This window comes from Streptomyces sp. NPDC001100 (assembly GCF_053598575.1).
In genome coordinates, this window is sequence record NZ_JBSFKO010000014.1 from 1 (window position 1) to 11,918 (window position 11,918).

Genomic DNA, 11,918 nt, shown 5'->3' on the forward strand with positions numbered 1-11,918 from the left:
CGGAGGTCCGCTCCGTCTCCACCGTGGCGTTCACCTGTCGCGAGCCGGGCGCGACTCCCCACTGCCGGCGCTTTGGCGCTGCGGTAGATCGAGATGCCCAGCGCGAGCAGCCAATAGCTGAGAATCGCACCCATGAGAGCGGTGGTGCCCCAGCCGTTCGCCGCGTAGAAATTCGCGGGAGAGTTGCCGAAGAACAGGGACGGCACGAAAGCCAGATTGATCCCGGCCAGGACATAGGCCGACCTGCTGGTCCAGCGCGGCAGGAGTTCCGTGCGGGAGACGGCGAATCCCAGCGCGGTCAGAAAGAACGCGAGCATGAGCCGGGAGATCGACCCGTAGAGGATGTAGGTGCCGCTGACGTCGATCGTCGGGTCGATCGGATGGTCGGCGGCGATGACGGCACCGGCCTCCAGACCACTGGAGACCAGCGTGACCGTCGTGTAGACCAGCCCCGCGGTGAAGGCCATGGAACCGGCCCACTCGTACGCGGGATTCGCCCGTTTCACCAGTTCGCGGAACGCCGTCACGAATACCAGCAGGAACGCCAGCGCGACGATCCCGATGAGCAGCCGGGAGAGAACATTCGCGTCCGGCGGCGGTCCCGAATAGATGAAGTACAGCGGCACTTCGACGATGAGAGCGGCAGCGGTGGCGATTCCCGCACCGCCCGCAAGACGCCTGGCCGACATTTCGTTCATGGTGTCCCCCGGAATGTCCGTGTGGTGGATTCGGTACACCTTGAATCCTGCCGCCGACGGCACACACGGTCCCTGGGCCTGAGGACCGGATCGGGGGTGTTCCTACCGACACCCCCGATCCGTTCCTCGGCCGGATCGCCGCCATCTGCCGGATGCGGCTGGTCAGTTCGCCGTGTCCAGGGACCAGAGCGGAGTGCTGCCGGCGACGCGGCAGGTGAGGAAGTACAGGGGTATCGGCGGTGTGTAGGGCTGCCCGGTCTCGGGGGAATGGATCAGCCGGGGATGCTCCCGGCCCGGTTTCGGGCGGGTGCTCGTCCAGGAGGGGTCGGCCACCTGGGCGCCGATCGCATAGCTGATGGACGGCGGCCAGATGACGCCGATGTGCGAACCGGCCGGCACGATCCACCACCAGCGCCGGGCGTCGGCGAAGATGCAGCCGACGCGCTGAAGGCGGTCCAGGATGCGTTCCCCGTGTTCCCGGGGCATGCCCACGGCGTCGTAGCCGAGGCTCGCGCGTAACGGCGCGGGGATCACCAGGCGTCCGGGGCGGACACGGTCGCGGGTCGGCGGCTCGGCGGGGTTCGGGGGCGGAGCCGAGCTGTGAGCCGGCGGCTCGGCGGGGGACGGGAGCGGGTCGCGGCGGCGTGATCGGTACATGTGCGGGGGGTCCCTTCGGCCGGGTGGGGGATGGGCCGGGCGGGGAGGCGGGGTCGGCCCGGCGGGCGTCAGGGCGGGACGGGCTTGTCCTCGTCCGTGGTCAGTTCGGCCCAGACGATCCGCCCGGACCGGTGCGGGGCGTCCACCGTGCCCCAGTCGCTGCTGAGCGCCGTGACGAGCAGGAGACCGCGGCCGCCCTGGTCGTCGGGGCCGGGCCGACCGGGCACGGGGAGCGTGGAACCGCGGTTCTGGTCCTCGACCTCGATCCGGAGGACTCCGTCCGCGCTCCGCAGCTCACAGACGATCCAGTCGCTCGCGGAGTGCGTGAGCGCGTTGGTCATGAGTTCGGAGGTCACGACGACAGCGTTGTCCCGGACGGCTTCGCGGACGCCCCACGCGATGAGCAGTTCGTCCACGGTTCTGCGGGCCAGACCGACCGACGCCGGGGCCGCCGGCAGGCCGAACAGGTGGCTGTGGCGCGGGTGTTGGTTCCCGGAGGCGGGCCGGCCGGGGCCTTGCGGCCCAGGGAGTCGGCCAGGGCGCCCGCCTCCGGGAGGTCGATCCAACGGCTGGGGGACAGAGGGCGGAGCCATCGCCGTACGCCTTTCGTGTGCCTCGCACCCTCGGCGGTGCCGGTATCGCGCCGACCGGCCGCGCACGAGGCACGGACGGCGACCCTGCCGGGCCAACGCAGGTCACAGCCCATTCCCCCAACTGGGCTGCGCCGTCTCACTCTTGGACGAGCTGTGACGACATGCTTACTGTGGCACCTGCCAACAACGCATCGCAACCAGCAAGTTGAAAATTGCACATGGCGAAGTGCATGCTGCTTCCGCCAGGAAGTGATCGAAAGAGTCTGTGAAGAGCGAACCCTGGCAGACTGCCGCCCGGAGCTGGAGGCGCAAGGGAGGTAGACCGTGACCGCAGAGACCGACTGGGGTGGCGTCCCCTCCGTCCTGCGCATGATCCTCGGCCGCCAGCTGGAGGAACTGCGGACCCGCGCGGGGCTCACCTACGAGGAGGCGGGCGACGCCATCGGGGTCAGCCACTCCACGATCCGCCGGATGGAGGCCGCCAAGGTGGCCCGGCTGCGCCTGGCGGACGCCGAAAAGCTGCTGCAGGTCTACGGGGTGACGGACCGTCAGGAGATCGACACCTTCCTGAAGTCGGTCCGGGAGGCCAGCAAGCGCGGCTGGTGGCACACGTACCGCGATGTCATGCCGGACTGGTTCGCCGCGTATCTGAGCCTGGAGCAGGCGGCGTTGCAGGTCCGCGCCTACGAGAACGAGTTCGTCCACGGGCTGCTGCAGACCGAGGAGTACGCGCGGGCCCTGCTCGGCGCGGGCAACCCGCACGCCCCCACCGAGGCCACCGAACGCCGGGTCGCCCTGCGCATGCGCCGCCAGGAACTCCTGACCCGCGAGGCGCCGCCGCGGGTGTGGATCGTGATGGACGAGACGGTGCTGAGGTGGCCGGTCGGGGGTGCCGCGGTGATGCGTGCCCAGGTCGACCACCTGATCGAGGTCAACCGGCTGGCCCATGTGACCCTGCAGATCATGCCGTTCGCCAACGGCCCGCACCCGGCCATGCGTGCCGGGGCGTTCCACCTCTTCCGGTTCCGGGCACCCGAACTGCCCGACGTCGTCTATCTCAACGGTCTGGTGGGCGCTGTCTATCTGGACAAGAGCGACGACGTCGTGGTGTATCGCGAGGCCCTGGACCGGCTGGGTGCCCAGGCGGCGCCCGCCCGCAAGACCGAGGCCCTCCTCGGTGCGATTCGCAAGGAGCTCTGACGTGCACCACCCCATACGCAACGGCATACCGTCCCGGAACCTGGGCGCACGCGGCTGGACCAAGCCGTGGAGCGACGACGCGGGGGGCGCCTGCGTGGAAGTGAAGAAGCTCGCCGACGGACGCGTCGCCGTACGGCAGTCGACCGACCCCGACGGCCCCGCGCTGGTTTTCACACCCCACGAAATGACAAGCTTCGTCACGGGCGTCAAGGCGGGTGACGCCGACTTCCTTCTGTGAACCCCCTTGTTTTTACTGAGCGTTCATCCCGAACCCCGAACGTCCACAACTCGCATGGGAGACACGGCGTTGCCCGACAACGGATGGCCGGCCGACCGCATCGACACCGAACACGCGCACTCCGCGCGGATCTACGACTACATCATGGGCGGGAAGGACTACTACCCCGCGGACAAGGAGGCGGGCGACGCCATGTCCCGGGAGTGGCCCGCGCTCCCGATCCACATGCGCGCCAACCGGGACTGGATGAACCGGGCCGTGCGCTGGCTCGCCGAGGAGGCGGGCGTACGCCAGTTCCTGGACGTCGGCACCGGCATCCCCACCTCGCCGAACCTGCACGAGATCGCCCAGCAGGTGGCTCCCGAGTCACGAGTGGTCTACGTCGACAACGACCCCATCGTTCTCACCCTCTCCCAGGGTCTGCTCTCCAGCACGGCCGAGGGCAGGACCTCGTACATCGAGGCCGACTTCCGTGAACCGTCCACGATCCTCGACGCACCGGAGCTGCGCGAGACCCTGGACCTCTCGCAACCGGTGGCGCTGACGGTGATCGCCATCGTGCACTTCATGCTCGACGCGGACGACGCGGTGGGCGTCGTACGGCGCCTGCTGGAGCCTCTCCCCTCGGGCAGCTACCTCGCGATGTCGATCGGCACCGCCGAGTTCGCGCCGCAGGAGGTGGGCCGCGTCGCCCGCGAGTACGCGGCCCGCGACATGCCGATGCGACTGCGCACCATCGACGAGGCCCACGAGTTCTTCGACGGTCTTGAGCTGGTCGAACCCGGCATCGTCCAGGTCCACAAGTGGCACCCGGACGGCACGGGCGAGCAGAACATACGCGACGAGGACATCGCGATGTACGGGGCGGTCGCACGCAAGCCGTGACCACACGATCGAGGGGCGGTTTCGGATTCCTCCGAAACCGCCCCTCATCTGCGACTCCATAGAGTCGGGACGACAGGATTTGAACCTGCGACCCCTTGACCCCCAGTTGCGGAGTCACCGAGCGGCGTGCGCCGGGTCGTTCTTCGAGGTCAGTGTTCAGCGTACTCGGCCGCGTAAAGGAGTCTGTGCGCTCACGTTTCCGCCGGACAGCCTCGTCGCCTCGCACACCGCCGTCCACGGATCCCCGGCTCAGGTCTTCATTCTGCGAAGTCGGTCGGCCCGGCACGTACCACCAACTCGACGGCCATGGTGGTGGCTTCGGCCCACGGGTCCGCGCGCGTGGTCCCTCCCCAACACAGTTGGCGGGGCCCTCGTCGGACGACCCATAAGGTCAGCCGCCCTGCCGTACTCCGCCGACGGAGAGCAGGCTCGACGCCCGGCAAGGACAGCCGACAGAGCAACCGCCTTTTCAGCGCCCGGCCGAAGGCTCGAGTCGCGCCGGGGACGCCACGCAGAAGGCCCTGGCCGTCACGGCCTTCGAGGGCTCGGCAGCCCCGGACTTGGGCACGTCCTCACTGGCCGTCTACGCATATTCCATAATCGGGAGTTGGGGAGTTGCACTGAACGTCTTCCTGTCCCCTGCCCCGGTCGGGCGGAGCCGAGTCACTCCGCGTTGTCGGCCTGTTGCCGCTCATTTGCCGAAGCCGGCGGTGAGTCCGCCGATGAGCTGGCGGCGGCCCAGGACGTAGAGCACGAGGATGGGCAGCGTGGAGAGGACCACTGCGGCCAGGATCGCCGGGACGTTGATGGTGAACTCGCCCTGGAAGCTCCACACGAAAAGGGGCAGTGTCCTCTTGTCCGGGCTCTGGGTGAGGATCAGCGGGAAGAGGAAGCCGTTCCAGACGTTCAGGGCGTCGTAGATGACGACCGTGATCAGAGCGGGGCGGGACAGGGGAAGTGCGAGGCTCCACAGCATGCGCCAGTGGCCGGCGCCGTCGGCGCGCATCGACTCGTACAGTTCGTCGGGGATGTCACGCAGGAAGTTGACCAGGATGATCACGGTCAGCGGGATCGCGAACGCAGCCGAGGGGAGCACGATCGCGCCCAGGGTGTCGTACATCTGCGCCTTGGCGATCAGGTAGTAGACCGGGATGATCGTCGCCTGCAGCGGGATGGCGAGGCCCAGCAGGAAGACGCTGAACGCCCAGCGCAGGGCCCGGTTGGTGCCGCGCACGATCGCGTAGGCCGCCAGGAAGGAGACGACGACGGTCAGCAGCGTCGCGCCGACCGTGACCAGCGTGCTGTTGAGGAGGTAGTGCGTGAAGCCGTTGTCGAGGACCTGCCGGTAGTTGTCCAGGGTGGGGTGTGAGGGGACGGAGAGCGGGTTGGCGTCGAAGAAGCCCTCGCGGGTGCGCAGGCTGGTGACGAGGACCCAGTAGACCGGCACGAGGACGATCACCAGCCAGAGCAGTCCGCCCGCTGCGCCGAGCGGGTTGGCGCGGCGCAGGGTGCTGAGGGGGTTGCGCCGCGGGTGTGCCGGCGGCGGTTCGTCCCCGGGCGGTGTGCCGGGGGAACCGGTGGACGGGGCGTGGGAGAGCACGGACATCACATACCTGCCTGCTGGCTGCGCATCCGGTTGAAACCGGAGAACCGGGTGAGGGCGAGGGAGACGACGAGTCCTGCCACGACGAGCACCACGGAGATGGCGCTGGCGAGGCCCATCTCGTTGCTCTGGAAGCCCGTGATGTACATGTCGAGCGGCAGGATGCGGGTGGCGTAGCCGGGGCCGCCGCCGGTGAGGACGAAGACGAGGTCGAAGTAGGTGAGCGAGCCGACGACCATCAGCGTCGAGGACGTGACGATGGTGTAGCGCATCTGGGGCAGGGTGATGTGCCAGAACTGGGTGAGGCGGCCCGCGCCGTCGATCGACGCGGCCTCGTAGAGCGAGGCGGGGATCTGCCGGGCTCCGGCCTGGTAGAGCAGGGTGTGGAAGGGCACGAACTGCCAGGTGATGACGAACACCACGGCGTAGAAGGCCAGTTGGGGGTCGCCGAGCCAGTCCTGGCCGAGGATGGGCAGGTTCAGAGCCGCGCCGAGGCCGAAGTTGGGGTCGAGGAGGTTCTTGAAGATGACGGCGATCGCGGCCGTGGAGATCAGCAGCGGGACGAAGTAGAAGACGGCGAACAGGGCGCGGTAGCGCTGTTTCCCGGCGACGAGGACGCCCAGCAGGAGGCTGATCGGGGTCTGCACGATCCAGGAGAACACCATCATCTTGACGGTGAGCCACAGGGCGTGCCGGGTGACGTCACTGGTCAGTGCCTCGCGCCAGTTGTCTGCTCCTGCCCACGCGGGGCTGCCCAAGCCGTCCCATCGGGTGAAGCTCAGGTAGATCACGATCGCCATCGGCACGAGCGCGAACAGGGCGAACAGCAGCAGGGCGGGCAGGGCCATGAGGAACGGTGGGCCGCCGGCGCCGGCACGCGCCGACGGGGCCTTGGAGGCGGTGGAGGCGCTCACTTCTGCGCCGCCTTGTCCATCTGGGTGCAGAACTGCTGCGGGCTGATCTCGCCGAGGAAGAGCTGGTCGAGGTGGGTGAGCAGGTCGTTGCCGAGTTCGGGGGTGAGTGCCTGGTCCCAGGAGAGCTGGAAGCTCTTGGCGTCGCGGGCGAGGCCGTAGACGTACGTCGTCCAGTCCGCGTTGTCGGTGGTCTTGAGCTTGGCGTCGAGGTCCTTCACCGGCGGGACGTCGCCGTTCTTGAGGAGGCTGTCGATGTAGGTGGCGTTGTAGACGCCGTCCTTGAGGTAGGCCACCGCGGTCTTCTTCTCCTTGGCGCTCGCCTGAGCCGACACCGAGAAGAAGTTGGCCGTGTTGCCGACGATGTTGCTCGCGTCGCCCTTGCCGCCCGAGACGGCCGGGAAGCCGGACCAGCCGAGGTTGCCGGCGGAGACGAACTTCGGCGAGCCGGTGGCCATCGTGCCGTAGGCCCAGCTGCCCTGGAGGATCATCGCGGCTCTGCCGGTGTAGAGCTGGGCCTCGGCCTGGCCGGTGTCGGCGGAGACGGAGGTGAAGCCCTTGGCGAAGCCGCCGGCGTCCACGAGCTGCTTGATCATCTCCGCGGCCCTGAGGACGGCCGGGTCCGACCAGGCGCCCTTCTTGCCGGCGGCGATGTTCGCGAAGGTCTCGGGTCCGCCGACGCGGTCGACGAGGTACTCCAGCCACATCAGGTCGGGCCACTTGGAGGCGCCGCCCATGGAGATCGGCGCGATGCCCTTCGCCTTGAACTTCTTCACCAGGGCGAGAAGGTCGTCCCAGGTCTTCGGCGGCTCGGCGCCCACCTTCTCGAACAGCTGCTTGTTGAAATACAGGACCACCGGCTGCACGCCGTTGACCGGGACGCCGTAGGTCTTGCCGTCGAAGGTGGTGGACTTCAGCACCGAGGGGAAGATGCGGTTCTTCCACGCGGGGTCGGCGTTCAGATCGGCGGTGAGGTCGGCGACCTTGCCCGCGTCCACATAGGTCTTCAGGCCGCCGCCGCCCCAGTTCTCGAACAGGACCGGCCCGTTTCCGGCGCCCACGGCGGTGCGCAGCTTCTGCTTGTAGGGGTCGTTCTGGAAGTACTGGTAGTTGATCTTGCTGTCGGGGTGCTCCTTGTTCCACTCCGTGGCGGAGGCCCGGAACGTCGCTTCGGAGCCCTGGGTCAGCGCCCAGGCCAGCGCGCCGTCACCGGAGCTGCCGCCGGCGGTCCGCCCGCTGCTGCCGCAGGCGGTGAGGGTCAGGGCCAGGACCGCCGAGGCGGTGACCAGGACACGGGAGGGGATTCTCGCGGGCATGGGGAGCTCCTTCGGCTCTTCAGAGGTCCGAACGCGCTGGACGGCTCGTAGGGCTCGCCAGCAGCGCGATACGCGGCTCGAAACTTTTCGAAACCTCTGCGTTTTCTGGCCGACAAATTAGGGGCCGTTCTGTGGCGGGTCAAGATGCCAGTCGAAATTAATCTGTGCTCCAGGCCTGCTCTGGACCGCTCCGAAACCTTGCGCTACCTTCCCCGTAAACCTTCGAAAGGACGAGCATGGCGAAGAGAGCCGTCGAGCGGACGACCCTGACCGGCATCGCCGAGGCAGCCGGGGTCTCGGTGGCCACCGTGTCGAAGGTGGTCAACGGCCGCAGCGACGTCTCGCCCGAAACCCGGGCCCGCGTCGAGCAGTTGCTGGTCGAACGCGACTACGTGGCCCGTGGCCCGGGGGGCGCGCAGTCGCCGGTACGGACCATCGATCTGACCTTCGACCAGCTGGTCAACCCCAACAACCTGGTGATCACCCAGGGCGTGACGCAGGCCGCGGCCGAGGCCGGCGTCGACGTCGTCATCGGCACGGCGCCCGACGACCCCCTGGGCGCCGCCTGGGCCCGGAAGGTCACGAACGCGGGGCGGGAGGGCGTCATCCTGGTGACGTCCGAGCTGACCGCCCGCCAGCGCGCGCAGTTCGCGCAGCACGGCATCCCGCTGGTGCTGATCGACCCGATGAACGTGCCCGACGACACCGTGCCCAGCATCGGCGCGACGAACTTCAGCGGCGGCATGGCCGCGACCGAACACCTGCTGAAACTCGGCCACCGCCGGATCGCGATGATCGAGGGACGGCATGACTCCGTGTGCAACACCGCCCGCCTGCACGGTTACCAGGCCGCACTCAGCGGTGCCGGCCTCACACCTGATCCCCTCCTCATCAAGCGGGGAGCCTTCCGGTTCGAACCCGCCTACCAGGCCGCCCAGGAGCTCTTCGCCCTCGACGAGCCGCCCACGGCCGTCTTCGCCGGCAATGACCTGGAGGCGTTCGGTGTCATCGAGGCCGCCCGGATCCAGGGACTGCGCGTGCCGGAGGACGTCAGCGTCGTCGGCTTCGACGACACCGCCGCCGCCAGCACCTCGGCCCCGCCCCTGACCACCGTCCGACAGCCCTTCGCCGAGATCGGCCGCGCCGCGCTGCGCACCCTGCTCCGGCTCACCGCAGGCGAACCCCTGGACAGCCACCGGGTGGAACTGGCCACCCAGCTCGTCGTCCGGTCCTCCACCGCGCCACCGCCCACCCCTTCTCCTTCCTGAATCACACGCGCCGTCCTGCGCCACCACCCCGAGGAACGCACCATGACCACACCTTGGGCCGATCCGGCCTGCCCCCGTACCGACAGGGTCGAGGCCCTGCTCGCGGAGATGACCCTGGAGGAAAAGCTGGCCCAACTCGGCAGCGCCTGGCCCGGGGTCGAGCGCGTCAGCGGCAACGTGGCCCCGATGCAGGACGTCTTCGCCCGCCACACCGACTTCGAACAGGCCAGCAAGGACGGCCTGGGCCACATCACCCGACCGTTCGGCACCAAGCCGGTCGATCCCGCCCAAGGGGCGCGTGAACTCGCCGCCCTCCAGCGCGAGTTGATGGAGAGCACCCGGCTCGGCATCCCCGCCATCGCCCACGAGGAGTGCCTGACCGGCTTCACCGCCTACCACGCGAGCGTCTTCCCCACGCCCCTCGCCTGGGCCGCCGCCTTCAACCCCGACCTCGTCGAACGCATGGCCCACGCCATCGGGACGAGCATGCGCCAGGTCGGCGTCCACCAGGGCCTCTCACCCGTTCTGGACGTCGTACGCGACTACCGCTGGGGCCGCGTCGAGGAGACCCTCGGCGAGGACCCGTACCTGGTCGCCACCAGCGGCACCGCCTACGTACGCGGCCTGGAGAGTGCGGGGATCGTCGCCACGCTCAAGCACTTCGCCGGGTACTCCGCCTCCAAGGCCGCCCGTAACCACGCCCCCGTCTCCATGGGGCCCCGCGAGTTCGCCGACGTGATCCTGCCACCGTTCGAGACCGCGATACGCGAGGGCAGTGCCCGCTCGGTGATGAACTCCTACGCCGATGTCGACGGCATGCCCGCCGGCGCCGACACCGGGCTCCTGACCCGACTCCTGCGCGAGGACTGGCAATTCGAGGGCACGGTCGTCTCCGACTACTGGTCCATCGCGTTCCTGCGCACCATGCACCGCATCGCCGCCGACTACGGCGAGGCCGGCGCCCGCGCCCTGACGGCGGGCATCGACGTCGAACTGCCCGACACCCTCTGCTACGGCGAACCCCTCGCCGAACTCGTCCGCGCCGGAACCGTCTCCGAGGACCTCGTCGACCGGGCCGTGCGCCGCGTCCTGCACCAGAAGGTCGAACTGGGGCTGCTCGACGCCGGCTTCACCCCGGAGGGCGACATCCAGGGACCGATCGACCTGGACCCGCCCGCACACCGCGCCATCGCCCGCGAACTCGCCGAGCAGAGCATCATCCTGCTCGACAATCGGGAGAGCCTCCTCCCCCTCGCCGCGGACACGGCGTCCATCGCCCTGGTCGGCCCCTGCGCCAACGACGCCAACGCGTTCTTCGGCTGCTACTCCTTCCCCAACCACGTCCTGCCCCACCACCCCGGCCACGACAACGGCATCGAGACGCTCTCCCTGCTCGACGCCCTGGCCACGGAAGTGCCCCGCGCCCTGATCACCTACGAACAGGGTTGCCCCGTCAAGGACATCGACCGTGCCGGCTTCGACGCGGCGGTGGAGGCGGCCCGGCAGGCACAGGTGTGCGTCGCCGTCGTCGGCGACCGCGCCGGACTGTTCGGCCTCGGCACCTCCGGCGAGGGCTGCGACGCCGAGGACCTCTCGCTGCCGGGCGTCCAGGGCGAACTGGTCGAGGCCCTGCTCGCCACCGGCACCCCGGTCGTGCTCCTCGCCGTCTCCGGCCGCCCGTACGCGCTCGGCGCCTACGCCGACCGTGCGGCCGCCGTCGTCCAGGCCTTCTTCCCTGGCGAGGAGGGTGGCCCGGCCCTGGCCGGCGTGCTCTCCGGGCGGACCACACCTTCGGGGAAACTACCCGTCCAGATACCGCGCACCCCGGGCGGCCAGCCCGGCACCTACCTGCACGCCCCGCTCGGCGGCAACACCGAGGGCGTCAGCAACCTCGACCCCACCCCGGCCTACCCCTTCGGACACGGACTGTCGTACACGACGTTCGCGTACGACGGGTTCGAGCTGAGCGCCCAGGAGATCCGCACGGACGGCGAGGTCGAGATCAGCTGCCTGGTGCGCAACACGGGCGAGGTCCCCGGCTCCGAGGTGGTCCAGCTCTACACGGCCGACCCCATCGCCCAGCTCCCGCGCCCGCTGACCCAGCTGACCGGCTTCGCGCGCGTCCGGCTGGCCCCCGGTGAACAACGCAGGGTCACCTTCCGCCTGCACACCGACCGCCTCGCCTACACCGGACCCGACCTGCACCGCATCGTCGAACCCGGCGAGATCACCGTCATGATCGGAGCATCCAGCACCGACATCCGCCTCACCGGCACCATCCACCTGACCGGGCCGCTCCGCGAGCCCGGCAACGATCGAGTGCTGATCACACCGGCCGACGTCGGCTGAGCGCGAGATCTCCGGCCCGGTGCCCGGGTGGTCGGCGGTAGAGCCTTCCGGCATCAGCCGTACCGGGGATCCCCCTGTTTCTCCATGGGGATCCCCGTCTGACGTGTCCCATGCCGCTGGACGACACTGCGGTGATCGCCCGGCGCCCCGCGAACTCAACATCCCTGTGCACGCCGGCCCGTAGGCGCCTCGTCCTCTTG

General features: G+C 69.2%; 11 protein-coding genes. 5 read left to right on the forward strand and 6 right to left on the reverse strand.

The genetic code is table 11. From position 1 onward, the window contains the following. The 3 genes from ACWDEW_RS21280 to ACWDEW_RS21290 all read right to left on the reverse strand — a co-directional run. A partial coding sequence (locus tag ACWDEW_RS21280) for a hypothetical protein (protein WP_450514692.1) occupies positions 1-698 on the reverse strand: 698 nt, incomplete at its 3' end. A 162-nt stretch (positions 699-860) separates the two neighbouring features. Continuing rightward, positions 861-1,355 carry a hypothetical protein gene (locus ACWDEW_RS21285; RefSeq protein WP_450514527.1) on the reverse strand — a complete coding sequence of 165 codons (495 nt, stop codon included), beginning with the start codon at positions 1,353-1,355 and terminating at the stop codon, positions 861-863. Positions 1,356-1,423: 68 nt separating this feature from the next. Beyond that, the gene (locus tag ACWDEW_RS21290; RefSeq protein WP_450514528.1) at positions 1,424-1,771 is read right to left on the reverse strand and encodes an ATP-binding protein; all 348 of its coding nucleotides are present in this window, start codon (positions 1,769-1,771) and stop codon (positions 1,424-1,426) included. A gap of 501 nt (positions 1,772-2,272) precedes the next feature. Here ACWDEW_RS21290 and ACWDEW_RS21295 point away from each other — a divergent pair. The 3 genes from ACWDEW_RS21295 to ACWDEW_RS21305 all read left to right on the forward strand — a co-directional run bounded on the left by ACWDEW_RS21295 (position 2,273) and on the right by ACWDEW_RS21305 (position 4,271). Further along, positions 2,273-3,148: a helix-turn-helix domain-containing protein gene (locus tag ACWDEW_RS21295; RefSeq protein WP_450514529.1), complete on the forward strand. Its 876-nt coding sequence runs from the start codon at positions 2,273-2,275 to the stop codon at positions 3,146-3,148. A gap of 1 nt (position 3,149) precedes the next feature. Then, entirely contained in the window at positions 3,150-3,386 is a 237-nt protein-coding gene (locus tag ACWDEW_RS21300; RefSeq protein ID WP_019070847.1) for a DUF397 domain-containing protein, read from the forward strand. A 69-nt stretch (positions 3,387-3,455) separates the two neighbouring features. Next, complete coding sequence (locus ACWDEW_RS21305) at positions 3,456-4,271, forward strand: SAM-dependent methyltransferase (RefSeq protein ID WP_450514530.1); 816 nt, start codon at positions 3,456-3,458, stop codon at positions 4,269-4,271. Between the two features lie 691 nt (positions 4,272-4,962). On the opposite strand, the gene ACWDEW_RS21310 is transcribed toward ACWDEW_RS21305, so the two are convergent. The 3 genes from ACWDEW_RS21310 to ACWDEW_RS21320 form a co-directional block, all read right to left on the reverse strand. After that, on the reverse strand, positions 4,963-5,877 hold the full coding sequence (locus tag ACWDEW_RS21310; RefSeq protein ID WP_450514531.1) for a carbohydrate ABC transporter permease: 915 nt from the start codon (positions 5,875-5,877) through the stop codon (positions 4,963-4,965). Continuing rightward, positions 5,877-6,722: a carbohydrate ABC transporter permease gene (locus ACWDEW_RS21315; RefSeq protein WP_450514693.1), complete on the reverse strand. Its 846-nt coding sequence runs from the start codon at positions 6,720-6,722 to the stop codon at positions 5,877-5,879. Before ACWDEW_RS21315 ends, ACWDEW_RS21310 begins: the two co-directional genes overlap by 1 nt. A gap of 62 nt (positions 6,723-6,784) precedes the next feature. Next, positions 6,785-8,101: an ABC transporter substrate-binding protein gene (locus tag ACWDEW_RS21320; RefSeq protein WP_450514532.1), complete on the reverse strand. Its 1,317-nt coding sequence runs from the start codon at positions 8,099-8,101 to the stop codon at positions 6,785-6,787. A 236-nt stretch (positions 8,102-8,337) separates the two neighbouring features. Here ACWDEW_RS21320 and ACWDEW_RS21325 point away from each other — a divergent pair, with 236 nt between their 5' ends. Together ACWDEW_RS21325 and ACWDEW_RS21330 are read left to right on the forward strand one after the other, a co-directional pair. After that, positions 8,338-9,369 carry a LacI family DNA-binding transcriptional regulator gene (locus ACWDEW_RS21325; protein WP_450514533.1) on the forward strand — a complete coding sequence of 344 codons (1,032 nt, stop codon included), beginning with the start codon at positions 8,338-8,340 and terminating at the stop codon, positions 9,367-9,369. Positions 9,370-9,411: 42 nt separating this feature from the next. Further along, on the forward strand, positions 9,412-11,718 hold the full coding sequence (locus ACWDEW_RS21330) for a beta-xylosidase/alpha-l-arabinosidase (RefSeq protein ID WP_450514534.1): 2,307 nt from the start codon (positions 9,412-9,414) through the stop codon (positions 11,716-11,718). Positions 11,719-11,918: the final 200 nt, after the last annotated feature.

Excerpts from the sequence above, each read along its gene's own strand:
- ACWDEW_RS21330 (WP_450514534.1), top strand. The coding sequence starts at position 9,412 with ATGACCACACCTTGGGCCGATCCGGCCTGCCCCCGTACCGACAGGGTC.
- ACWDEW_RS21325 (WP_450514533.1), top strand. The coding sequence starts at position 8,338 with ATGGCGAAGAGAGCCGTCGAGCGGACGACCCTGACCGGCATCGCCGAG.
- ACWDEW_RS21285 (WP_450514527.1), bottom strand. The coding sequence starts at position 1,355 with ATGTACCGATCACGCCGCCGCGACCCGCTCCCGTCCCCCGCCGAGCCG.
- ACWDEW_RS21310 (WP_450514531.1), bottom strand. The coding sequence starts at position 5,877 with ATGTCCGTGCTCTCCCACGCCCCGTCCACCGGTTCCCCCGGCACACCG.
- ACWDEW_RS21315 (WP_450514693.1), bottom strand. The coding sequence starts at position 6,722 with ATGGCCCTGCCCGCCCTGCTGCTGTTCGCCCTGTTCGCGCTCGTGCCG.
- ACWDEW_RS21320 (WP_450514532.1), bottom strand. The coding sequence starts at position 8,101 with ATGCCCGCGAGAATCCCCTCCCGTGTCCTGGTCACCGCCTCGGCGGTC.